The following is a 24180-nucleotide window of genomic DNA, read 5'->3' on the forward strand; positions in this document are numbered from 1 at the left end:
ACGAAAGGAGCGCGCGGTGCGCGTGCTGATCCGGACCGATGGCCAGCGGCTTGACCGGGAGTTGGGCAGCTTCGCTCCCGCCACGACGCTCGCGCAGCTGCTGGTTTCCGCCGGCGCCGCCGCCCCGGCCCTCGGCTCCACGCTCTACGTGGACGCCGCCGCGGTGCCCGCCGACACCCCGCTTGCCGAGTTGCTGCTGCTGGAGGGCAGCACCATCTCACTGGCCCCGGTCCCGCGCCCGGAGCCGCTGCGCCGCTGGAGCGCCACGGTCTCCGGCGGCCTGGAAGCCGGGACCATCGTCCCGCTGCCGGCCCACCGTCCGCTGGTCATCGGCCGCTCCCCGCAGGCGGATCTGGTGCTGGAAACCGAAAGCGCCTCCTGGAACCACGCCAGCGTGCAGCTCGAGGGCGAGGGCGTGCGGGTGAGGGACGCCGGCTCGACCAACGGCACGCTGCTCGCCGGGGAACCGGTGGACCAGGACGGAGTACTGCTCACCGCGCCGGCCACCCTGCTCATGGGTGGCACGACGGTGCTGCTGCGTCCGGGGCTCGTCGAAAGCCTCGCCCCGGAACCCGGGTCGCTGCACAACCTCACCCCCGCTGCCACCGCGCCCTTCAACCGGCCCCCGCGCCCCGGAAACCCGCCGGAACCCGATCCGCTGTCCGCGCCGGTGCGCAAGGACGTCCCGCCGGCCTCCAAGTTCAGCTACATCACGGTGCTGGCCCCGCTGCTGCTGGCCGGGGCCATGGTCCTGATGCTCGGGGACGCCCGCTTCGCGATGTTCGCCGCGCTGAGCCCGGTCATGGCCGTGGGCATGTTCTTCGAGCAGAAGCACCGCCGGAAAAGGAACCTCAAGGAAGAGGACGAGCGGTTCACCGCGGCCCTGGCCGACTTCGCCGCCGAGGTCGCCGACGCTGCGGCCGCCCAGGGAACCCGCCGCCACGCACGGATCCCCGATCCTGCAACGGTGCTGCGCATCGCCGCGCTGCCCACCACCGCGCTGTGGCAGCGCAGAAACGGTTCCCCGGGGTTCCTGGCGCTGAACGCCGGGACCGGGGACGTGCCCTGGGCCCCGAAGCTCGATGAGCGCTCCGCCCCGGTGCCCGACAAGCTGGTCCGCGAGGCCCTGGACGCCAGCCGGATCCCCGCCGCACCGGTGCTGGTGGACCTCACCGACGCCGGGGTCGTGGGCATCGTCGGGGATCGCGCCGGCGCCCTGGCGCTCGCCCGCTCGCTGCTCACCCAGGCCGCGGTGCACGCCGGGCCGGCGGACCTGTCCGTCGCGGTGTTCTGCGACCGCGGGCGCCACGAGGACTGGGCGTGGGCCTCCTGGCTGCCGCACACCCGCCGGCCGGGCACCTCCGAACGCTGGCTGTCCGATGACCGCAAGCGCAGCGCCGCCCTGCTGCGGGCCCTGCGCGAGGGCCTCGACGAATCCCCGGGCGGAACCACGTTGCTGGTGCTCGATTCCGAGGTGCTCACCGAGGGCCGCGACGCCCCGGCGCGCGAGCTTTTGGGCCACGGACGCCTCATCCCGGGCCTGGGCACCCGCGGCCCGGCGCAGGGGCCGCGGGTGGGCGGCATCGTGATCGCCGCTTCCGAGCAGCAGCTGCCCGCCTCCTGCACCACCGTCATCACCGTCGGCGCCGATGCCGCCGCCTCGGTGCACGACCTCGGCGAGCTCACTTTCGTTCCCGACGTGGTGCTCGCCGGTCTCGGCATCGAAGCGGCAGAGCGCTGCGCCATGGACCTGGCCCGCTTCGAGGACCCCGAGCTGGTGGTGCCCGGGGCGGCACTGCCCTCCCTGGTGCGCCTGCCCGAGCTGCCCGGCATGCCGGCGCCCGACGCGGCGTCGATCCGTGCGGCGTGGGCCAGGGCCAAGGGGTTCTCCGCCCCGATCGGCACCTCAGAGTCCGGGACGATGTCCTTGGATTTGGTCAAGGACGGGCCGCACGGGCTGGTCGGCGGCACCACCGGATCGGGCAAGAGCGAATTCCTGCGCTCGCTGGTGGCCGGGCTCGCGGCCCGCAACGACGCCACCCGGCTGAACTTCATCCTCATCGACTTCAAGGGCGGCGCCGCGTTTGCCGCCTGCGAGGGGCTGCCGCACACCATCGGCACCATCTCCAACCTCGACGAGCAGCTGGCCGACCGGGCCCTGCGCTCCCTCGAGGCGGAGATGGCCCGGCGCCAGCGCATCTTCGCCGCGGCCGGGGAGGACATCGACAACCTCGACGCCTACCTGGCAACCAACCCGGAAGAGCCCATGCCGCGGCTGCTGCTGGTGGTCGACGAGTTCGCGATGCTTGCCAAGGACTTCCCCGAGGTGCTCTCCTCGCTGGTCTCGGTCGCCGCGGTCGGGCGAACCCTGGGCGTGCACATGATCCTGGCGACCCAGCGCCCCGCCGGGGTGGTCAACGACGACATCCTGGCCAACACCAACCTGCGGGTCGCCCTGCGCGTGCAAAGCCGCGACGATTCCTCCAACGTCATCGGCGTGCCGGCGGCCGCGGGCATCACCCGCGCGCAGACGGGTCGGGCCTACATCAAGCTGGGGCAGGACGAGATCACCGGTGTGCAGACCGCGCTGGTCACCGGGCGCGCCTCCCGGGCCGATTCCACCGAGCTGGTGCTCAACGACATCGGGCACTTCGGGCATCGGGCACCCGTGCGGGCCCCGGCACCGGGCACCGAATCCGGGGCCAGCGACCTGGACGAGCTCATCGAGGCCATCAACGAAGCCCACGCGGCGGCGGGCTTCGGGGTGCCGCGGCCCGTGTGGCCCGTGGCGCTGGGAGAACGCGTCGCCCTGGCCGGCTTCGGCCCCGCGGACGAGGGCGCCGATACCGCGCCGGGGCACCGGGCCCCCGGGGTTCCGGTGGTCGGAGCGGTGCGCGGGCGCTGCATCGAGGTCGCCCTGAAGGACGAGCCTGAGGCCCAACGCCAGTCTCCGGCCGGCTGGGACCTGGGACTCGGCAACCTGCTGCTGCTGGGCATCGCCGGATCGGGCACCAGCACCACGCTGGCCTCCCTGGCCCTGGCCGCAGCGGCCGCCACGGACCCGAAGGACCTTGACCTGTTGGTGCTGGACACCGGGTCCCGCGCCCTGGCCCCGCTGGCCGCCCTGCCGCACACCTCCGCGTACGTGGGCACCGGCCCCGGCTCCCGGGAACAGCAGGCCCGCTTCCTGCGCCACCTGCGCACCGAGCTTCTCCGCCGCCGCGCCGATCCGGCCCTGCGCCGGGAGACCCTGGTGCTGATCGACGGGCTGGCAACGCTGCGCGACGAATTCGCCGACTACGACGGGCAGGGCCTGCTCGACGCGCTGAACCGCGCCTACGCCGACGGCCCGGCCCTGGGCCTGCACTTCGCCGTGTCCACGACCCGGGCCAAGGCGGTGCCCTCGGCCATCGACGAGGTCACCGTCCAGAAGTGGCTCTACCGGCTGGCGGACCCCTACGACTACTCGGCCCTGGGCGTGCGCGGGTCCAACATCCCGGCCGCGGTCCCCGGCCGCTGCGTCGATGCCGGCTCGCTGCGCCAGTTGCATGTCGCAACCCCCGCCATCTCCCTGGCCGCCGCCGTGGCGCAGGTGGCGGCGCGCTGGGCGGATGCGGAGCCGAAGCCCGCTGCCATCGGCCGGCTGCCCGAACAGCTCACGGTCGGCCAGCTCGGTGTACCGGCCTCGCTGGCCGGCGAGCCGTGGCGCTTCCCGGTCGGGTTGCGCGAGGAGGACCTGGCCCCGGGCGTGCTGGAGGTCTACGACGGCGAGCACGTGCTCATCTCCGGGCCCGCACGCTCGGGCAAGTCCACGCTGCTGCTGGGCCTGGCCGAATCGATCCGCGCCGCGGCCACGGCCGACGGGCAGCCCGTGGCGCTCTGGGGCGCCTGCGACAGGCGCTCCCCGCTGGCCACCGCGGACCTGGACCGCGTGGCGGTGGGTCCGGAGGACCTGCCGGCGCTGCTGGCCTCGATCCGGCTCGAGCGCGGGCCCGTGGTGCTGCTCATCGACGACGCGGAACGCTTCGAGGACTCCGACCAGGCGCTGGCGAACCTGCTGGCCTCCTCGGCGCGGGTCTGCGTGATCGCCGCGGGCCGCTCGGCGGACCTGCGGGGGCTGTATGCGCACTGGACCAAGACGCTGCGCAAGTCCCGCTGCGGGGTGCTGCTGGTCCCGGACGTCGACTACGACGGCGAGCTGCTCGGGGTGGCCCTGCCGCGCCGGGCCCCGGTGGCGGTGACCCCGGGGCGCGGCTACCTCTGCGTCGGCGGGGCCCCGGCCTTCATCCAGGCCATGGGTCCGGGCGCCGCAAGCGGCGACTGAAACGTGCCGGGGCGGCGGGTCAGTCGCGGGTGGTGATGGAAAAGGGTTCGCTGGCCAGGTCGGTGAAGTTTCCGACCCCGGCCCGCAGGATGCAGCTCGGGGAGACCGTCAGCGCGGTGACCACCAGCCCGTCGGCGGAGACCGCCAGGGAGCCGGAGCAGCCGTCGGAGAAGCGCACCCCGTCCTCTCCCCCGGCGACAGCGGCGAGCATCGCCGAGGCCTTGCCCGTGGACGGGGAGGTGTACAGCGGGTTCAGCAGGTCCTCGCCGCCGGGCCACACCGGCACCAGGGTGACCGGCAGGGCCGTCTGGCTCACGGTGCGCGCCGGGGTGGTGACCAGGATGTCGCGCAGGCGCTGCACAGGGTATGCGGGTCCGGCAGCCGCGGGATCCGAGACCGCCGCGGTGGTGGCCGCGGCGGCGTCCTTGAGCCATTGTTCCAGGGCGTTCTCGCCGGATAGTTCCACGGGGATCGTGGCGCGCAGCTGGATGCTGCCCTTGGCCGGGACGCCGACCCCGGCAAGGCTCCAGCCGCAGGGTGCGTCGATGCCCGTCAGGCTCGGTTGGTTGCGGGTTGCCCCGGACTTTTCCCAGCGCGCCGGCGGGCATGGGGCCGCGGCGGAGGCACCCGGGAGCACCTCGAGGAAGGGCCCGGACAGCGGCGCCTTCTGCGCCGTGTAGGTGATCTCCAGCGAGACCTCGCGGGCGCGGGCGTCATAACGGGCGCTGCGGCCGATCGACAGCCCGGAGGGCAGCGGGGCGTCCTGCTGGCTCGCGATGGAATCGGCCACCGGGGCCGCGGCCGGGGCCTTCGGGGTGGCCAGCGCCAGGGCGCCGACGGTGATCGCGACGGCCGCCACGAGCCCGGCGGCGATCCACATGACGGCCTTGCGGCCCAGCCACGCCGGGCGCCGGAGTGCTGTGCGTGGGGAGGCGGGTGCCGCACCGGCGCCGGGCAGTGTCCCGGGCCGGGAGATGGAGCGGACCACGGTGTGCCCGGCCGCCGGTCCCAGCTCGGGAAGCGCGGAGGCGGGCAGGGAAGTGCCCGGTGCGGAGGCGGGCTCCGGCTGCAAACCCGCCCCGCGCAACACCGTCGCCGGGCGCGCCAGGGGCTCGAATTCCCCGGGTTCCCCGGCCACCGGCAACGGCGGCAGGTCGGGAAGGCCGGCGGCCAGCCGGCGCAGCAACGCGGCGGCCTCGGGCGCGCCGGGCCGCCGGCGCGGGTCCTTGCCGAGCAGCGCCTCGAGCGCCTCCCACAATTCGTCGGGCACCAAAAGCCGCGGCGGCATGGTGGTCACGTGGCGGTAGGCGAGGGTGAAGTCGGTTCCGGTGCCGGCGAACGGGGTCCGTCCGGCCAGCAGCTCGTAGAGCATGATCCCGGTGGCGTAGAGGTCTGCGGCGGGCCCGACCTCGCCGGAGCTGAGCAGTTCGGGCGGCATGTAGGCGGGGGTGCCGACCAGGCCGGTGGTGTGCCTGGCCCGCTCGTGCATGACCGCGGCGATGCCGAAGTCCGAGACGCGCACCGCGTTGGCGAGCCCCGGGGTCCAGGGTTGGGCCAGCAGCACGTTGTCGGGCTTGATGTCCCGGTGCGCGGTGTTTCGGGTGTGCGCGTACGCGAGCGCGTCGAGCACCTCGGCGCAGAGCACCAGGGCGTCCGCTGCGGGCAGCGTGCGGTGTTCGGCCAGCAGGTCGCGCAGCGAGCCGCCGGGCACCAGGTCCATGAGGATGGCCAGCCGCTCGCCCTCGACGACCAGGTCCCGGACCTTGACGATGTTCGGGTGCCGCAGCCCCAGCAGCACCGAGCGTTCCTTCACGAAGCGTTCCACCAGGGCCGGGTCGTGCGCGTGTTCCGGGCGCAGCACCTTGGCCGCAAGATCGGTCCCGCCCGAGGGCGCGCTGACCCGCCACACCTCGCCCACTGCGCCGGAACCGAGGGGCTCGACGAAGCGGTAGGAGGCGCCGAGCGCGTCACCGGGCTGCACGTTTGCCATGTTGGGTTGCTTGCTCCTTGGTTAAGCAGCAATTGTTCGTGCCGGACCACAAAGGTCGGCACGAACAATTGCTGCCCGGGCCCCGCAGGGGGGCCGGCGGGACTACTCGGCTTCGAGCGCGGCTACGGCCAGCGGGTCGGAGTCGTTGAGGAAGCGGCCGATGCGGTCGACTTCCTCGGCCTCGCCGATGGCCGCGGCGGCACGCTGCAGCGCGTAGAGCGAACGCAGGAATCCGCGATTGGACTCGTGCGCCCACGGCACCGGGCCCTGGCCGCGCCAGCCGGCCTTGCGCAAGGCATCCAGTCCGCGGTGGTAGCCCACGCGGGCATAGGCGTAGGACTCGACGATGTGGCCCTCGGCGTGCGCCTCGTTGGCCAGCAGCGCCCAGCCGGTCGAGGAGGCCGGGAAGGCCGCGGCGATGTCCACGGCCTCGTCTCCGGCCGCCAGCCGCGCGTTGACCTCGGTTTCCTCCGGCAACAGCGTTGCGGGGATGCCCAGCAGGTTTGCTCCAAGATCGGCCATGGTTACTTCAATGCCTTTCCGGCGGAGCCGAGCTGCTGTGCGGCCTCCACGATGCGGGCGGCCATGGACTCTTCGGCCTTGGCACCCCAGACGCGCGGATCGTAGGCCTTCTTGTTGCCGACCTCGCCGTCGACCTTCAGCACGCCGTCGTAGTTGGAGAACATGTGTCCAACGACCGGGCGGGTGAAGGCGTACTGGGTGTCGGTGTCGATGTTCATCTTGATGACGCCGTAGGCGACGGCGTCGGAAATTTCCTTGGCCGAGGAGCCGGAGCCGCCGTGGAAGACCAGGTCGAACGGGTTGGCCTTGCCGATCTTGGCGCCGACCTTTTCCTGGATGTCCTTGAGCAGCTCGGGGCGCAGCTTGACGTTGCCCGGCTTGTAGATGCCGTGCACGTTGCCGAAGGTCAGCGCGGTGATGTAGCGGCCCTGCTCGCCGGAGCCCAGTGCGGCAACGGTGGCCAGGGCATCTTCGACGGTGGAGTAGAGCTTGTCGTTGATGGCGTTTTCCACGCCGTCTTCCTCGCCGCCGACGGCGCCGATCTCGACCTCGAGGATCTGCTTGGCGGCGGCGGTGCGCGGCAGCAGTTCCGCGGCGATGCGCAGGTTCTCTTCAAGGGTTTCGGCGGAGCCATCCCACATGTGGGAGTTGAAGAACGGGTTGCGTCCGGCGGCGACCTCGGCCTCGGATGCGGCCAGCAGCGGCAGCACGAAGTCCTCGAGCTTGTCGGCCGGGCAGTGGTCGGTGTGCAGGGCGATGTTCACGCCGTAGCCCTTGGCCACTTCGCGGGCGAAGGCGGCGAAGGCCAGCGATCCGGTGACCATGTTCTTGACCGAGGAACCCGACCAGTAGGCTGCACCGCCGGTGGACACCTGGATGATTCCGTCGGATTCGGCCTCGGCGAAGCCGCGGATGGCGGCGTTCAAGGTCTGCGACGACGTCACGTTGACTGCGGGGAAGGCGTAGCCGCCGGCCTTCGCAGAATCAATCATGGCGTTGTACTGTTCCGGGGTTGCGATGGGCATACTGACTCCTATGTAGATAAGGAATGTGTGGGGAGTAGACCTCGTTGGCTACCTCCATCCTAGCTACTTGTGTGCTGGATCGCTCACGGGATGACGCACCGGCCCGGAGGGTGACATGCCAAGGGCGCCGGTTCACGGCGCCCCTGGCATGCGATTCACTTGTCGGCGGCCGCTTCACCTCCCGTGTCGGCGGGTGCGTCGGCTGCGCTTTCGGCGGCAGGCTTGGCCACCGGTTCCGGGGCCTTTGGCTTGACGGCTTCGGCCTTTGCGGGGGCCGGGGCCGGTGCGGCAACCTTTTTCACCGGGGCAACCGGTGCCTTGGGTGCCACGGGCTTCGGCTTGGCCACGGGTGCGGCCTTGACGGCTTCGGCCGGGGCCTTCGGCGCGGCGACCGGCTTGGGTGCCGGTGCGGCAACCTTTTTGACCGGGGCCGGTGCTGCGACCTTCTTGGGCGCCGGAGCTGCGACCTTCTTGCCCGGGGCCGGGGCCTCGGCCTTCTTGGGTGCCGGAGCTACGACCGTCTTGGCCTCGGGTTCCCCTGCGGGCTTCACCGGGGGCTGTTCGACGGCTGGCGCCTTCTGGACCGCGGGGGCTTCCTGGTCGGATTCCTTCTTCGCCGGTTCGATTTCGGCTGAATCCGAGGTGGTCCCGTCGTCCTTGGGAGTGGACGTCTTCGGTTCGGATTCCACCTCCGGTGCTGCGCCTTCGGCCTTCGGTGCAGTTGCCCCGTCCGTTGGTCCGGTCGAGGGCTCATCGGTCTCAGTTCCCGGAAGTGGGACCTCAAGCGTCGGAACTTCGTTCACCTCGGGCAGCGGGGCGGTCGTTTCCGGTGCCTGGGTCGTTGGCGACTCGGGTGCCGGCGTGGTCGGAGCCGGCGTCGTTGGTGCCGGCGTGGTCGGAGCCGGCGTGGTCGGAGCCGGCGTCGTTGGTGCCGGCGTGGTCGGAGCCGGGGTGGTCGGAGCCGGAGTGGATTCCGGCTTCGGCTTCGGCTTTGCCTGAGGTGCCGGAGCCTGGGTGGTGGGTGCAGGCTTGGTGTCAGGCGTCGGCTTCACATGCGGCGCAGGCTTCGGCTTTGCTTCCGGCTTGTGTGTTGCCGGTGGCTCAGCCTTCGGTGCAGCGACCGGTGCCCGGTGCCGGCTTGGTGCCGGACTTGGGTTGTGCGCGCGCGGTGCCGAGGCCCAGCGTGTCGGGAAGTCCGCCGCACCGCCCTCGGATGAGCGGGGAGCCCCGGTGTTGCGGATCGGTTCGGCGGCGATGGTGGTGCGGCGCGAATCGATCATGGGGTTGGGCTGGCCCGAGATCGGAGGCAGGAAGTTCCGTGGATCGTTCCAGCGCCCATTGATGATGACCTCGAAGTGCACGTGGCAACCCGTGGAGTTCCCCGTGGTGCCGCTCAACGCGATGAGCTGGCCCTGCTTGACGATGTCGCCCACCTTGGCAATGAGCCGGGAATTGTGGCTGTAGCCGGTGCGCACGGAGGACCCGTGGTCGATGGTCACGCGCATGCCGGAGTGCCCGGCCCAGGCCGACTGGATCACCACGCCGTCGGCGGATGCATACACCGGCGACCCGCACGGAACGGCGTAGTCCTGGCCGATGTGGATCTGCGTGCCTGCGCCGGTCGGGTTGTGTCGCCACCCGTACGGGCTGGTGATGTGCCGCGATGTCACCGGATGCATGAGTTGGATGTTTCCGGGAAGCGCCCCAAGCACTCCCACGTTCTGGCCAACCATGAAGCCGGCGGCATTGGGCTGCGCAGCAGCCCCCGGGCCGGAGCCGGAGTGCGTCTGGAAGGCAGGTAAGGCACCGGCCGGTTCCCCGTCGATGCCGATCCCGGCGGCGGTGCTGGTGATGCCCAGCGTCTGCCACGCGATCGCGTCCACGCCGCTGAGCAATGAGACCCTGACCGGCTGCACGTATGCCGTGGCTTCGTAGTTCGGTGCTTGTACGGGTTGCGGTGCGATTTGGTCCGCGGATAGTCCCAAGCCGGGCGCACCCGACATCGCCACGGCCGCGGCCACGGCAAGCCCCAAGGCTGAAATTTGTGGGATCTTGTTCGTTGAACGGCCGACTCTGCCCGGCACGGGACCCCTATTGACCTGATGTTTTTTCATCGGTAACAACCCCCTGTTGAGTCACCATGAAGTTTTTGCGCAGCCAAATGAGGGAGGTGGCCTGGCCGAGACCAGCGAGTTGTCCGTGTCACCCCAAGTAACTGAACACTTAGGCATCACCGTAACGCACGAGTGGCAAGGAATAAAGGGTTCATTCCGCAAGATCCCCAATTGATTTCATCGCACCCGATTTTCCCGCCCTTGAAGGGATGCGGAAATCGCGCCGACACTGGCCTGGACGGGCTTGTTCTTGTTCGCGCGCGTTGCCATGACGGGCTCGCTATTCCCTGCCCAGGCCGAAGCTACTGCCCCGTGTGGGAGCGCATGTCACTTCATCGATGATTCCGCAGCGGACCCCGGGGTGCGGAAATCCGCCTGCCCCGCAGGGACCGGCTCCTTCGATCCGTGTGGCGTGGAATGACTACGAGGATGGAGTTGCGGTCGCGGAAGACGACGGCGTCGCAGCTGTTCCGTCACCGGTAGTCCCCGCGCCACTTGAGGATTTCGCGCTCGGAGTCCCGACACCCGGATCGGACAACGTGCTTGCAGACCCGGTCGGTGCACTGGTCGAAGACGTGGTCGGCGTGGAGGATTGAGACCCAGTGGATGCGCTGGACGGCGAACCGGTCGGATCGTCAGACGGTGGATCGGCCGGTGTCGCGCTGGTCGGGGATGAACTGGGTGGAGGCGTTGTTTCTTCGCTGGGCTCCGGCGTCGGGGTCGGCGTCGGGCTCGCGTCGGGAGTTGGCGTGGCCGAGGGTTCCGGGGATGTGTCCGGTGTCGGCTTGGGAGTGGGTGTCGTGCCGGGTTTGGTCGTTTCGCTTGGCCTGGTCGTTTCGCTCGGCTTCGGCGACGCCGTTTCGTTCTCTGGCGCCTTGGTCGAAGGTGCGGGCTTGGTCGGATCTGGCATCGGTACGTCGATGTCGTGCCCGTTCTCGCTTTCGCTCCGGGGTTCCCCGGTGTTTCGAATGGGTTCGGCCGCGATGGTGGTCCTGCGGGAATCGAGAATCGGGTTGGGTTGGCCGGGAATCAGCGGCAGGAAGTTGCGTGGATCGTTCCAGCGTCCATTGATGATGACCTCGAAGTGCACATGGCACCCGGTCGAGTTTCCGGTGGTCCCGCTCAGGGCAATCAGTTGGCCTTGCTTGACCACGTCCCCGACCTTGGCCACGAGCGTCGAGTTGTGGCTGTAGCCGGTGCGCACCGAGGACCCGTGGTCGATCGTCACGCGCATGCCCGAGTGTCCCGCCCAGGCCGACTGGATGACGGTTCCGTCCGCGCTGGCATACACCGGCGACCCGCAGGCAATGGCATAATCCTGGCCGATGTGGATCTGTGTGCCGGCGCCGGTCGGGTTGTTCCGCCAACCGTAGGGGCTGGTGATGTGCCGGGATGAGACCGGATGGATCAACTGGATCCCCGCGGGAAGCACACCGAGCGGGCCCACGTTTTGACCCACGAGTTGGGCGGACGCTCCGGAGATGCCCAGCAAGGCACCGGGGTCGGAGGCGTCTACAACCTTGACACCGGCAGCGGCGCTGGTGATGTTTTCCGATTCCCAGCGGATCGCGTCGACTCCGCCGAACAGCCCGACCTCGACCGGCTGCTTGAACGCGGCCTCGTCCACCTGGAGCGGGGAAGACGCCACAGGCATGGCGTCGATCTGGCGCCCGTCAAGGGTGGGGGAAACCGATAGGGCAAGTGTCGCAAGAACCGCGATCCCCAGGGCCGCGGCCTTGGGGTTTTTCTGCTTGGTGCGCAGTTCGCGGCGCGCGGGCAGCGGGAGCGGGTGGTTGACTTGGTGCTTTTTCACCAGCGGATGGCTCCGTTCACCGACTCGAGACCTTGGCCGTTGCCGGCGCGGACCTTGGGTCGTTCCCCGGAGCGTGGGTGCCGGTGGTTTCACCGGCCCGTTGCACTGGATCGAACGCCCACGGTTCACGCTAACGCACGCGGGGCGGTGAGTGAAGGGATATTCGCTAAACGTTTGGCTTTCTAGACAAACGACTACCCGAGGTTAGACCGACTGGTCGAAAACGTGCCGGCGGATCCACGCATGCATGGCGATCCCGGCGGCCGAGGCGGCATTGATGGAGCGGGTGGAGCCGAACTGCTCGATCGACAGGGTTGCTTCGGCACTTTGGTGGACTTCCTCGCTCAGCCCCGGCCCTTCCTGGCCAAAGACCAGCACGCAATTGCGCGGCAGCTCGTAGGTTTCCAGCTTCTGGGAATCCGGGAAGATGTCGATCCCGATGATCGACAACCCCTCCCCCTTGGCCCAGGCAACGAAGTCCTCGACCGTGGGGTGGTGGCGCACATGCTGGTAGCGGTCGGTGACCATCGCGCCGCGCTTGTTCCAGCGCCGGCGTCCGATGATGTGCACTTCCTTGGCCAGGAAGGCGTTGGCGGTGCGCACGACCGTGCCGATGTTCATGTCGTGCTGCCAGTTCTCGATGGCGATGTGGAAGTCGTGGCGGCGCTCGTCCAGGTCCGCGACGATCGCCTCCATGCTCCAGTAGCGGTACTTGTCCGCCACATTGCGCCGGTCCCCGGTTTCCAGCAGCTCGGCATCGAAGTGCTCACCGGAAGGCAGCTCGCCCTCCCACGGGCCAACGCCCACCTCGGGGCGCTCCTCATGGACGGGATCGTACTCGGTGGGCTCTGGTGCGGGGGTTTCAACGGCGGAAGTCACGTCTTAAGGGTAGTCGCCAATCCACGCACACCGGATTCCGGGTGCTGCACGGCACACCCGGAGCGCCGCTCCCGCACCTGCCCGGTTGATGGCAAACTGGCCTAAGGCACTTTTGGTCCGCCGGGAATCCCCGGCCCGGCACGCAAGGAGGATCCATGCCCATCATTGACAATGCGATTTACGTTTCGGGCAAGCGCGTGATCCATCCGCCGGATCTCAGCTCCACGTTCGAGTCCATGAAGGAGTGCGGCGGCATGGCCTGGCTCGGGCTCTACCGTCCCGACATGGCCGAGATGCAGGAGGTTGCCGCGGAGCTTGGCCTGCACGAGCTGGCGGTGGAAGACACCCTCTCCGGCCACCAGCGCCCCAAGTTGGAGCACTACGGCGACCACCTGTTCGTGGTCCTGCGCCCGGCCCGCTACATCGACGAGTCCGAAAAGGTCGAGTTCGGGGAGTTGCACGTCTATGTCGGGGTCGACTTCGTGGTCACCGTCCGCCATGCCGAGTCGCCCAAGCTGGCCCAGGTGCGCCAGCGGCTCGAAGATGAGCCGGGGCTGCTGGGCATTGGCCCGGCAGCGGTACTCTACGCGGTCCTTGACCAGGTCGTTGACGAATACGAGCCGGTGTTTGCCGGCCTGAGCAACGACATCGATGAGATCGAGGACCAGCTTTTCTCCGGGACCTCCCACGTCTCGCGGCGGATCTACGAACTGTCCCGGGAAGTCATTGATTTCCAGCGCGCGCTGGCACCATTGGACGACGTGCTGGCCCGCTTGCGCAGGGACTTCAGGCTCAGCGACATCTCCGAGGAAGACGCCCTGGAACTTGACCGCAAACTCATCGACGTCCAGGACCACGCGATCCGGCTCACCGAGCGCATCACCTCCTTTCGGGCCCTGCTGTCCAACGCCCTGTCGCTGTCCTCGACCCTGGCCTCGCAGCGGGCCACCGAGGCCGGCCTGGCCCAGAACGAACAGATGAAGAAGATTTCCTCGTGGGCAGCGATCATTTTCGCCCCGAGCCTGGTCACCGGAATCTACGGCATGAACTTCAAGCACATGCCGGAACTGGAATTCAGCTTTGGCTATCCGGCGGCGATCGGGCTGATGTTGGCACTGGCCGTGAGCCTCTTTGCCATTTTCAAGAAGAACAATTGGTTATAGTCTTCGCAATCCCCGCCCACGGCCGCGGAACCTGAAAGACTGGTTCTCAGCAGGTTGTCTCTTGAAAGGAACACCCACTCGTGCCAACGCATGAACCACGCAACGTCCACGACATTGAATGCTGGCTCACGGACATGGACGGGGTGCTGGTCCACGAGAACCAGGCCATCGACGGTGCCGCGGACATGATTGAGCATTGGGTCTCCACCGGCAAGCGCTTCCTGGTGCTGACCAACAACTCCATCTACACCCCGCGCGACCTGCGCGCCAGGCTGCTGTCCTCCGGGCTCGATGTCCCCGAGGCGAACATCTGGACCTCGGCCATGGCCACCGCGGAGTTCCTGCGGCGCCAGCGCCCGGGCGGGCGCGCCTTCGTGATCGGCGAGGCCGGGCTGACCACCGCATTGCACGAGGCAGGGTTCATCCTCACCGACCAGGAGCCCGAGTACGTGGTGCTGGGCGAAACCCGCACCTACTCCTTCGAGGCCATCACCAAGGCCATCCGGCTGATTGCCGCGGGAGCCCGCTTCATCACCACCAACCCTGATGCCACCGGCCCCTCCCCGGAAGGCCTGCTCCCGGCCACCGGATCGGTGGCCGCACTGATCACCCAGGCCACCGGGCGCGACCCGTATGTGGTGGGCAAACCGAACCCGATGATGTTCCGCTCGGCCCTGAACCGGATCGACGCGCATTCGGAGACCACCGCAATGATCGGGGACCGCATGGACACCGACATCATTGCCGGGATGGAGGCCGGGCTGCTGACCATCCTGGTGCACACCGGGATCACCAAGCCCGGCGACGTGGCTTCGTTCCCGTTCCGCCCGGACCTTGAGCACGATTCGGTGGCAGACATCCTGGCCGAGCTTCGCGAGGGGCGCGACTCCCACCACGCGGGCCCGGCCTCGGGACCGCACGAACACTAGGCAGCACCCCGGCACCAGAAGCGGCAGTGCCCCGCATGGGGCACTGCCGCTCTCCCTCAAGGATCAGGTCCTTCTAGAGCATCTCCAGCTGGTCCGCCACGACCCGGCCGTCATGGATGACGGTGCGGTCGGCGCCGCGGTCCATGACGGCGCTGGTCACGGTCTCCCCCGCAAGCAACACGAGGTCCGCCCGGTCCCCGACCGCCAGTCCCGGACGGTCGCTGGTCGAGCGCAACCGGCCCAGGCTCCGGTCCATGATGCCCGCCCCGCCCCAGGTGGCAATGGCCGCGGCGTGTTCGATCAATTCGTCCTGCCGCAACCCGTGGGTGAAGGCCAGCTGCCAGGTGCGCGAGAGCAGGTCGCAGTCCCCGTAGGGGCTCCAGTAGTCGCGTTGCCCGTCCTCGCCGAGCCCCACCCGGATGCCTGCCTCGGTCATGGCCGCGAGATTGAATTGCTTGCCCGAGGTGGCCGGGGCAACCGTGGCCCAGGAGATGTCCAGGGCGCCCATCTGCTCGATGACCCGCGCGGTGGCAGCCTCCGAGACGTTCCCCAGCTCGTACGCGTGCGAGAGCGTCACCCTGCCCTCCATGCCCAGGGCGCGGGTGCGTTCCATGATGAGCTCGGTGCTGAAATGCGCCAGGTGCCCGGGCTCGTGCAGGTGGATGTCGACGTCCACCTGGTATTTCTCTGCCAGCCCGAACACGATGTCCAGATGCCGCACCGGGTCCCGGTCCAGCTGGCACGGGTCGATGCCGCCCATGACCGTGGCCCCGAGCTTCAACGATTCTTCCAGGTAGTGCACGGTGCCGGGTTCGCGCAGCAGCCCGGCCTGCGGGAATGCCATGATCTGCACGTCGGCACGGTCGCCGAATTTTTCCTTGGCCGCGAGCACCGCCTCGAACTTCTCCAGCTTGCAGTCGACATCGATCTGCGCGTAGCTGCGCACCCGCGTGGTGCCGTGCGCGATCATGCGCTGCAGGGTTTCGGCGACCCGCTCCGGCAGCGGAACCTCGGCCTTGCGCCAATGGTGACGGTCGTTGAGCATCATGCCCCAGACCCCCGGGGCCCCGGTGTGTTCGCGGAACGGCAGCCCGATCCGCGTCGAGTCCAGGTGCACATGGACATCGGAGAACGCGGGAAGCGCCAGCCGCCCACGGCCCTCGATGCCACCGGCCACCGGGAGGCGTGGGTTGTGCGGGGAAACGGAGCCGATCAGTCCGTCGGTGATTTCAAGGTCCACCGCTTCGTTTCCCCATGGCCTCACGTTGCTGATGAGCACTGCGCATTTCCCCTTTGCTGGTTGCTTGCCGCATTCCTTCGGCCTCACGATTCCCAACTCTTCCACGCGGGAATCGTCGGTCAAGGCATTTGGGGTGGCGTTGCCTGGTCTTCTTCCCCGTGGCTGCCGGCGGTCGCTATGTGGGTCATCGATTTCCAGACCAGCAGCAGGATGATGAACGAGCCGAAGAACCCGAACCAGAACGGCGCCCGGTAGCTGAACACCTGGCCCAGCACACCGCCGAGCAGGGAACCGGTGGCGATGCCGCCGATGCTGCCAAGCATGTAGACCGAGTTGATCCGGCCGCGCAGCCGATCGGGCACCGCCCGCTGGCGCACCGTGGAGGAGACCGAGCCCCAAACCAGGGCGTGGATGCCGAAGAGGAACAGGATGGCCATGGCCAGCCATGCCTGATGGGTGAGCACCAGGGCCAGATGGGTGACGGTTTCCAGGACCAGTCCGGTGCGCAGCAAGGTGGCGTAGCTGAACTTGCGTTCCAGCAACGGAAAGAGCAAGGAACCAATGATGCCGCCCACGGCGCTTGCGCTCATCAGCAGTCCGTAGCCGATGTCCCCCAGTGCCAGCTGGTCCGTCGCATAGAGCACCAGCATCGCGAATGTGGCCCCGAAGGTGACATTGAAGCAGGTGATCAGGATCGCCAGGGTGCGCACGGCAAAATGCCTGCGCATCCAGCCGAGTCCTTCCCGGACCTCCAGCAGCATCGAGGTGCCCGGTGCCCTGGAGCTTCCTGGTGCCGGCAGCGGGACGGCCACCTTGGAATAGAGCACCACGGCCAGGGCCAGCAGCGCGGCAAATCCCGCGTAGGGAAGCGAGTGGGATATCGCGAAGAGCATGGCTCCCAGCGGTGGTCCGGCCAGTTGATTGGTCACGGTGATGGTGCCAAAGAGCCGCGAGTTGGCCAGCCCCAGCTGCGCGCTGGGCACCAGTGTGGGGATCAGCGAGGTGGAGGCGTTGTCCGCAAAGGCCTCCGCGGTGCCCAGGAGGAAGAGGCAGCCATAGAGCACCGGCAGGCCCAGCGCTCCGGAGAAGATGATGGCGGCCAAGGAGATGATCACCAGCATCCGCAGGAGGTTGACCAGGATCATGAGCTTGCGCCGGTCCACCCGGTCCACCACCGCACCCGCGAGCAGCCCGAAGAGCACCCACGGGATCTGTTGGGCGAAGGGTGCCAGGGCCACGGCCAACGGGTCGCGGGTGATGGTGGTGACCAGCAGGGGTCCCGCGGCCAACAGCATGCCGTCGCCGAGGTTGCTGGTCGCTGCACCGGCCCACAGCCAGCGGAAGGGAACCGGCAGCGACGAAGATGGTTGCTTGGTGGTCACGGACCCCAGCGTACGGGCTACCCCGGCTCCAGGCGTTGGCGTGCCGGAATGCCCGTTGGGAGATTCCCAGTCAGTGCTGCGGGTGCTCGGGGTGCAATTCCGAATGCGGCGCCTGCATCTGGTGCAACAGCCGGTGGACATCGGGGTGGGTCAGGGTCCAGCGGCGGTAGCGGCCGTCGGCGCGCACGCTCACCACGCCCGCCTTGTGCAAGGTGGCCAGTGCCTGGGTGACGGTGTTGGCGCCAAGTGCCGTGGCGGCGGCCAGCTGGCTGACCGAGGAGTCCGGGGCGGCATGCATGGCGATGAGGATCTTCATCCGCGTGGCATCCGCAACCAGGGCAAAGACGTCGATCCAGTCGGGCATGTTTGGCGCCGAGGCGGCCACCGCGTCCGCCCCGATCTTGCTGTGTTCCGTTTCCGGCATGCGGTCATCTCCTTCCCTTCGTTGCGGGCTGGTGCCCAAGCTCACCGGACTCATTCCCCGAACCCTTAATCTGTCTGTCCAGACAGATGTACAGTAGGGGCGTTGCCGCATCCCGTTTGCCCGCCGGTGACCTGGATGAAAGGCCTAAACCCCGAACGTGCGCAATCCACAACGCCTGACGACGCTGGCCATTCTTGCCTCCATTCTATTGGTCGGCACCGGTTGCGCGCCCGCAGCACCCGGGTCCGGCAGGGAAGGGCCCGCCCAGCCCTCGCTGGCCCTGCTCACTGCGGCTCTTCCCGAGACGCTTAACCCGCTGGCCGGATTCGACAACAATGGCACGGGCAAGATCAACGAATCCCTCTACACCCTCACCGGCTCCCCCGACCACTTGCCGCAAATCACGCCCCTGCTGGCAGCGGACGAACCAACCGTATCCGCCGATGCGCGCACGTGGACGGTCCCGCTGCGCCAGGATGCCCGGTTCAGCGACGGAACCGCCTTTGATGCCGCGGATGTCGTGGCAAGCTACAAGGCCATCATGGATCCGGCGAGCGCCTCGCCGATCTTCGGCACGCTCTCAAACGTCGTGGACGTCAAGGCCCTGGACCCACACACCGTCGAATTCACGCTGCGCGAATCCCAGGTCTCCTTCAAGACGGCCATGCTCATCGGCATTGCCCCGTCCGAAGCCATCGAGCCCGGACAACGGGTCGAGGAATCGGCCTTGAACCGCAAACCGGTGGGCACCGGACCCTACCTGGTGGATTCGATCGGCCCCTCGCGCCTGGTCCTGGTGGCCAACCCGGGATACCGCGACGGGGAGGTCGCGCTCAAGCGCGTCACCTACGAGGCCGCACCCGATGACAACGCCCGGGCCCAGCGCATGCTGGCCGGGGAATTCGACGGCACCGTGCTGCCCCCGCGCCTGGCGGCCACCTTCTCGGCCAACCCCGCCTTCGAGCTGGTGACGGCCACCTCCGCGGATTGGCGCGGACTCTCCCTTCCTGCCGACAACCCGCTGACTTCCGACCCTAAGGTGCGCCTGGCGCTGAACCTTGCGGTGGACCGGCAGGCGCTGGTCGACGGGGTCCTGGCCGGCGCCGGGCGCCCGGCACACACCTTCGCCCCGGCCGAGTACGGGGATGCGTTCGACCCCGCGGCCGTCTTTGCCCACGACCCGGCCCGCGCCGCACAGCTGTTGGACGAGGCCGGCTGGGTTCTCGGAGACGACTCCATGCGTTCCAAGGACGGGGCCCCTGCCGCGTTCACGCTGATGTACAACCCCGGGGACCAGCTGCGCCGGGACTTGTCCCTGGCGTTCTCCGCCCAGATGAAACAGCTGGGCATCGACGTGCCGGTCGAGGCGGCGACCTTCGAGATGGCCGAGCCGCGGATGGGCACCGACGCGATCATGCTCGGCGGCGGAGACACCCCCTACGACGTGGACACCCAGCTGTACAAGATGCTGCACTCCTCCTACCCGGCGACCGGCGCCTACTACGACAACCCGAGCAGGTTCGCCGACCCGGCCATGGACAAGGCACTGGAAACAGGACGCACCACCCTGGATCAGGCCAAGCGGGCCGCAGCATACCGCGAGGTGGCGCGCCTCTACGTCACCGAGCCCTCGATGGTCCTGCTCGCTTTCATCGACCACACCTACATCCAGCGCACCTCCGTCTCCGAGGCCTGGACCGGCACCGGGACGCTGCTCGAACCCCACGACCACGGCACCGCGTGGGGCCCGTGGGTCAAGATCGGCCAATGGGTCCCGAAGCAATGAGCACGCACGTCCCGCCGGCGGGTACTCAACGGCGCCGCTCGCGTACCGGCGAGGCCTTCTCCCTGCTCGGACGCCGGGCCCTGGTGGGGATCCCGGCCACGGCGGCGATCACCGCTGCGGTCTTCTGGCTCGCGTCCCTGGCCCCCTTCAACCCCCTGGCCCTGTACATGGGCACGCAATATGAACACGCGACCCCGGGCCAGCGCGAAAAGCTGGCTGCCGAGCTGGGGCTCAACGACGCCTGGTACGCGATCTGGGGGCGCTGGGCATCCGGCGCCCTGCACGGGGACTGGGGAACCTCCCGGCTCTTTGGCCAGCCGGTGGCCGACGTGGTTTCCGAACGCCTCCCCTACACCGCGTTGCTGGTGGGGCTCGGGCTGGTGGTCGCCATTGCGCTCTCGGTGCTGCTGGCGGTGGGTGCAGCCCGGCGCCCGGGCTCCCCCATGGACGCCCTCGCCCTGGGCCTGGTGCACCTTGCCCAGGCGATCCCGCCCTTCGTCCTGGGCCTGGTGGCCATCGCCGTCTTTGCGATCGGCCTGGGCATGCCGGCCGGTGGCGCCGCGTCGGGCGGGGCCGACCCCACGCCCGCGGGCCTTGCCCTGCACCTGGTCCTGCCCGTGGGCGTGCTGGCGGTGACCCTGCTGCCGTGGCTGGTGCTGAACCTGCGGGCCTCACTGCTCGAGGCGCTGGAATCCGACGCGGTGCTGGCCGCGCGCGGCCGCGGGCTGGGCGAGTTCAACGTGCTGCGAACCCACGTGCTTCCGGTGGCGTTGCTGCCGTTCATGACGGTGGTGGGTTCCAGGCTCGGCGAGCTGGTCACCGGGGCGCTGCTCATCGAGGCGGTGTTCTCCTGGCCCGGCCTGGCCTCGGCCACGGTGTCCTCGGCGACCGCCGGCGACTTCCCGTTGCTGGCCGCGGTGACCGCTCTGACCTGCGCGGCGGTCTTTGCCGGCTCCGCGTTGGCCGACGCCTGCTACCTGCTGCTTGATCCGCGGGTGGGCGATGTCTAGGCCCCGCCCGTTGCCCCTGGTGCTGCTGGGGCTTGCCCTCGCCTACGCCGTGCTGGTCCCGTGGCTGCAACCCCTGGATCCACGCGCGGTGGACCTGTCCGCGGTGCTGCAGGCCCCTTCCGGGGAGCATTTCTTCGGCACCGACCAATTGGGCCGGGACGTATGGATTCGTGCGGCCCAGGGCCTGCGCATGTCCCTGCTGCTGGCGCTGGGTGCCTCGGTGTTCTCCACGGTGCTCGGTGTGGGCGTGGGGCTGCTGGCCGCCTGGCGCGGGGGGATCGTCGACCGCATTGCCATGCGCCTGGTGGACACCGCCAACGCCCTGCCACACCTGCTGCTGGCGGTGGTCATCGTGGCCCTGTGGCGCGGGCAGTGGTGGGCGATCGTGCCGTCCATTGCGTTGACCCACTGGACGCAGGTGGCACGGATCGTGCGCTCGCGGTTGCTGGCCGAGCGCACGGCCGACTACGTGCAGCTGGCCCGGGCCTCCGGAGCCCCGGCGGCAGCGATCTGGTGTACCCACCTGGTTCCGGCCGTTGCGCCGCAGGCCGCCATCGCGCTGGTGCTGCAGCTGCCCCATGCCATTTGGCATGAAAGCTCGCTCTCCTTCCTGGGGGTGGGGCTTCCGCCCGAATCCGCATCGCTGGGCCTGCTGCTGGAGGATGCCCGCGGCGGGCTGCTGGCCGGGGCCTGGTGGCTGCTGGTGTTCCCCGCCGGGCTGCTGGTACTGGTCAGCTGGTGCACCGCTTCGATCATCGACACCGCGGGGATGTCCAGGCGCCGCCGCCGACTGTCCCGGTTCCTCGGTCAAGTTCCCGGCACCGGCACGGCAGCATCCGCGGCCGCTGCGGCCACCCGCTCCGCCGCGGACCATGCCCCCGGCAGTCCGGCGATCCTGGTTTCCGGCCTGGACCTCCGGCTCCCCTCGAGCACCGACCCGCGGGCAAGCACGTTGGTGCTCAAGGGAATCGACTACCGGGCCGAAGCCGGGCGCATCAATGTCATCTTGGGGGCCTCGGGGGCGGGCAAGTCCCTGCTGCTGCGGACCCTGGTGGGGCTGCTGCCCGCCGGTGCCCGTTTCACGGGAAACATCGCGCTCAACGGGCAGACACTGGATGCGGCCGGGCTGGCCGCCGCGCGGGGCACCGACACGGTCCTGGTTCCGGGATCGTCCGGCACCGCGCTGAACCCCGTGCGCAGGGTTGCCGCGCAGATGCGGCAAACACTCCGGGCCTCAGGGCGGCCCTGCTCCCGGGCCGAGGTCTTGGCGGCGCTCGGGGCTGCCGCCGTCGACGGCGAGCTGGCCGGGCGCCACCCCCACGAACTTTCCGGCGGGCAGGCCCAGCGCGTGGCCCTTGCGCTGGGCGTTGCCGCGGGCTCACGGATCCTGCTGGTGGACGAGCCCACCAGCGCATTGGATGCCGATACGGTTGGCCTCATCGAAACGCTTCTGCGGGGCCGGGCAGCGGCGGGCACCACCGTCGTCATGGTCACCCACGACCTCGAGCTGGCCCGCCGCATCGCCGACCATGTGGCGGTCCTCCGGGACGGGCGGATCGTCGAATCCGGCACCGCCGCCGAGGTGCTGGCCAACCTGGCGCATCCGGAGACCGGCGTGCTGCTGGGGGCGCCGGCATGAGCCTGGAACTGAGGGATGTCTCCTACACGCACCCCGGGACCGACCCGGCTGCCGGGAGGCTGCTTGACGGTCTGGACCTGTCCGTGGGCGCGGGGGAAGTCACGGGGCTCTGCGCCCCGTCGGGTGCCGGCAAATCGACGCTGCTGCGCATTGCCGCCTTGATGGTGCCCGCGGATGCGGGGACCGTGCGCATCAACGGGCAGGAATTCTCCCGCGGCACCCCGGTGCCGCGGGAGGTGCGCCGATCCGTGGGGGTGGTGCTGCAGTCACCGCGCGCAGCGGCCGATCCGCGGATGCGCCTGGATGCCCTGGTCTGCGCCCCGCTGGCCTTTCGCGAAGGCGCATGGCGTCCGCGGCCGCGGCGCCATGCCGGGCGCCTGGCCGAATTGGCCGAACTGGCGCAGCTGGATCCGGAGCTCCTGCACCGCTACCCGCACCAGGTCTCGGACGGGCAGCTTCAGCGGGCCATGGTGGCCCGCGCCCTGGCACTGGACCCGGACGTGCTGATCTGCGACGAACCCACGGCCCAGCTCGATTCCGAAAGCACCGCCGCCGTCCTGGGGATGCTGGCGAACCGTGCCGCAGCGGGGACCGCGGTCCTCATCGCCTCGCACGATACCGCCGCGCTGTCGGGGGTCGCCGACAAGATGCTGGACCTGGGGGGGATCAACCGGGCAGGGGATCGTGCCGGGCACGCCTAAAACCCGCATGCCGCCCGGTGGACAGGTTCCGGACGGGGAGACGGCTCACGGTGAATCGGCGACCTGTTTCGAGAAGCCCCTCCGGGACCCGGGCACCGGCCCTTGGACCGACAGGTTGGCGGGCCCTGGACGGGAACCGTCCCCGGCACCGCGGACGGGGTTGCCGACCGCTTTCAAGTGGAGCATCACGTCGGCGCTCAGGGTGTCGTAGAACGGAACCTCGATCCATCGCCGCACGGCACCCAGCGCGCCAAGGACAATGAAGCCGGTCAGCAGTTTGTCGGCCAACGAATGAACCACATTCGATCCCAGGACGGCCACGGACAGGGGATTGCCCATCTGGGCGAGGTTCCGGGTCGTGTTCTCCGAGGCGTGGCCGGTTCCGCCGTTGAACAGCAGGACCAGCAACGTGGTTGCGACCACCGAACAGCTGAGGGCGACCAGGACATTGAGCAACAGGTATCTGGGGAAGGTTTGGCACAGCCGGAGGCGGCGGGCGCCGTACCCCCACACCAGGGCGCCGACGACGTTGACCAGCGCGAAGGCAATCGATGAAGAGTCGGTGATGCCCAGGCCAATGGCGTTCGTTGACAACCCCACGGCCACGCCCGCCCAGGGGCCAAGCGCGATTGCGGCTATCGCCGTGCCCACCATGTCGAAGTAGAGCGGCAGCCCCAACCTGGCCACGAGGGTGAACCCCAAGACGTTCAAAACGATACATGCCAAAATCAGCATGAGTTTTCGGCCATTGGCCGGAGCCGCCGTTTCGGCCACCTCGGGCAGCGGGTCCGACGGGGCAGGTTCGGGCATGACGGCCGGCGCCGGCGGCGGGTTCCTTCTGGCGAGAAGGCACCGCTCCTCCCATTGTGCGGCCTCGATTTCGGAGGCCCCGAGGACGCGGGCAATTTCGCCGACGAGATGGGGGTTGACCCGCGTGCGTCCGGTCCGGAAGGCGTCGTAGACGGTGGTGCGGGCCGGTCGGGCACTGCCGGCGTCCACGCCGTTGCGTTCCCGGTGGGCGGCAATGCGCCGAACGATCTCGGCGTAGGCTACGTCGCCGGCGGCGAAGCGCAATCGCTGCAGGTCCTGCGCAATTTCGTCATACGAGCCCGCAGGGGCTTCCGCTGCGCGGGGCTGGTCGGTCATTCGGTCCTCTTTGGCAACGGTCGCGCGATTCCCGCGCAATGCATTACCTGCAATCTTAGGCATCCGGCCGCCTCGCTAGGAACGATGTGACGA

The 24180-nt window shown here is 69.2% G+C and carries 17 protein-coding genes; 7 read left to right on the forward strand and 10 right to left on the reverse strand.

Features of this window, described 5'->3' with window-relative positions; genetic code table 11:
• Positions 1–16: 16 nt before the first annotated feature.
• Positions 17–4324 (forward strand): type VII secretion EssC family protein, encoded by a 4308-nt coding sequence (locus JOF46_RS01415; protein ID WP_209905689.1) that lies wholly within the window; start codon positions 17–19, stop codon positions 4322–4324.
• 19 nt (positions 4325–4343) lie between these two features.
• Here the strand turns inward: JOF46_RS01415 and JOF46_RS01420 are convergent, their stop codons facing one another.
• The 6 genes from JOF46_RS01420 to JOF46_RS01445 all read right to left on the reverse strand — a co-directional run bounded on the left by JOF46_RS01420 (position 4344) and on the right by JOF46_RS01445 (position 12667).
• The gene (locus JOF46_RS01420) at positions 4344–6314 is read right to left on the reverse strand and encodes a serine/threonine-protein kinase (RefSeq protein ID WP_209905690.1); all 1971 of its coding nucleotides are present in this window, start codon (positions 6312–6314) and stop codon (positions 4344–4346) included.
• Between the two features lie 102 nt (positions 6315–6416).
• On the reverse strand, positions 6417–6836 hold the full coding sequence (locus tag JOF46_RS01425; protein ID WP_209905691.1) for a DUF3151 domain-containing protein: 420 nt from the start codon (positions 6834–6836) through the stop codon (positions 6417–6419).
• 2 nt (positions 6837–6838) lie between these two features.
• Positions 6839–7861, reverse strand: coding sequence for a class II fructose-bisphosphate aldolase (gene fbaA / locus JOF46_RS01430; protein WP_209905692.1), 1023 nt, complete (start codon positions 7859–7861; stop codon positions 6839–6841).
• A gap of 155 nt (positions 7862–8016) precedes the next feature.
• On the reverse strand, positions 8017–9894 hold the full coding sequence (locus JOF46_RS01435; RefSeq protein WP_209905693.1) for a M23 family metallopeptidase: 1878 nt from the start codon (positions 9892–9894) through the stop codon (positions 8017–8019).
• A 502-nt stretch (positions 9895–10396) separates the two neighbouring features.
• Positions 10397–11788, reverse strand: a complete 1392-nt coding sequence (locus JOF46_RS01440) for a M23 family metallopeptidase (protein WP_209905694.1) — start codon at positions 11786–11788, stop codon at positions 10397–10399.
• Between the two features lie 204 nt (positions 11789–11992).
• On the reverse strand, positions 11993–12667 hold the full coding sequence (locus JOF46_RS01445) for a TrmH family RNA methyltransferase (protein ID WP_209905695.1): 675 nt from the start codon (positions 12665–12667) through the stop codon (positions 11993–11995).
• Between the two features lie 155 nt (positions 12668–12822).
• Between JOF46_RS01445 and corA the strand changes: the two genes are divergently transcribed.
• Positions 12823–13830 carry a magnesium/cobalt transporter CorA gene (corA, locus tag JOF46_RS01450; RefSeq protein ID WP_209905696.1) on the forward strand — a complete coding sequence of 336 codons (1008 nt, stop codon included), beginning with the start codon at positions 12823–12825 and terminating at the stop codon, positions 13828–13830.
• A gap of 134 nt (positions 13831–13964) precedes the next feature.
• Positions 13965–14759: an HAD-IIA family hydrolase gene (locus tag JOF46_RS01455; RefSeq protein ID WP_209911430.1), complete on the forward strand. Its 795-nt coding sequence runs from the start codon at positions 13965–13967 to the stop codon at positions 14757–14759.
• Between the two features lie 73 nt (positions 14760–14832).
• On the opposite strand, the gene JOF46_RS01460 is transcribed toward JOF46_RS01455, so the two are convergent.
• The 3 genes from JOF46_RS01460 to JOF46_RS01470 all read right to left on the reverse strand — a co-directional run bounded on the left by JOF46_RS01460 (position 14833) and on the right by JOF46_RS01470 (position 17805).
• Positions 14833–16038 carry an amidohydrolase family protein gene (locus JOF46_RS01460; RefSeq protein ID WP_209905697.1) on the reverse strand — a complete coding sequence of 402 codons (1206 nt, stop codon included), beginning with the start codon at positions 16036–16038 and terminating at the stop codon, positions 14833–14835.
• Between the two features lie 80 nt (positions 16039–16118).
• Positions 16119–17381, reverse strand: a complete 1263-nt coding sequence (locus JOF46_RS01465; protein WP_209905698.1) for an MFS transporter — start codon at positions 17379–17381, stop codon at positions 16119–16121.
• 70 nt (positions 17382–17451) lie between these two features.
• Entirely contained in the window at positions 17452–17805 is a 354-nt protein-coding gene (locus JOF46_RS01470; protein WP_209905699.1) for an ArsR/SmtB family transcription factor, read from the reverse strand.
• A 157-nt stretch (positions 17806–17962) separates the two neighbouring features.
• Between JOF46_RS01470 and JOF46_RS01475 the strand changes: the two genes are divergently transcribed.
• Genes JOF46_RS01475 through JOF46_RS01490 form a run of 4 tightly spaced genes read left to right on the forward strand, consistent with a single transcriptional unit; the run spans position 17963 to position 22941 of the window.
• Positions 17963–19591 (forward strand): ABC transporter substrate-binding protein, encoded by a 1629-nt coding sequence (locus JOF46_RS01475; RefSeq protein WP_342592330.1) that lies wholly within the window; start codon positions 17963–17965, stop codon positions 19589–19591.
• The gene (locus JOF46_RS01480) at positions 19588–20601 is read left to right on the forward strand and encodes an ABC transporter permease (RefSeq protein ID WP_209905700.1); all 1014 of its coding nucleotides are present in this window, start codon (positions 19588–19590) and stop codon (positions 20599–20601) included. The genes JOF46_RS01475 and JOF46_RS01480 overlap by 4 nt, the downstream gene beginning before the upstream one ends.
• Entirely contained in the window at positions 20594–22240 is a 1647-nt protein-coding gene (locus JOF46_RS01485) for an ABC transporter permease subunit (RefSeq protein WP_209905701.1), read from the forward strand. Before JOF46_RS01480 ends, JOF46_RS01485 begins: the two co-directional genes overlap by 8 nt.
• Positions 22237–22941: an ABC transporter ATP-binding protein gene (locus JOF46_RS01490; RefSeq protein WP_209905702.1), complete on the forward strand. Its 705-nt coding sequence runs from the start codon at positions 22237–22239 to the stop codon at positions 22939–22941. The genes JOF46_RS01485 and JOF46_RS01490 overlap by 4 nt, the downstream gene beginning before the upstream one ends.
• A 45-nt stretch (positions 22942–22986) precedes the next feature.
• Here the strand turns inward: JOF46_RS01490 and JOF46_RS01495 are convergent, their stop codons facing one another.
• Entirely contained in the window at positions 22987–24087 is a 1101-nt protein-coding gene (locus JOF46_RS01495; RefSeq protein WP_209905703.1) for an ECF transporter S component, read from the reverse strand.
• Between the last annotated feature and the right edge of the window lie 93 nt (positions 24088–24180).

The sequence above is a fragment of the Paeniglutamicibacter psychrophenolicus genome (genome assembly GCF_017876575.1).
GTDB classification, from domain to species: domain Bacteria; phylum Actinomycetota; class Actinomycetes; order Actinomycetales; family Micrococcaceae; genus Paeniglutamicibacter; species Paeniglutamicibacter psychrophenolicus.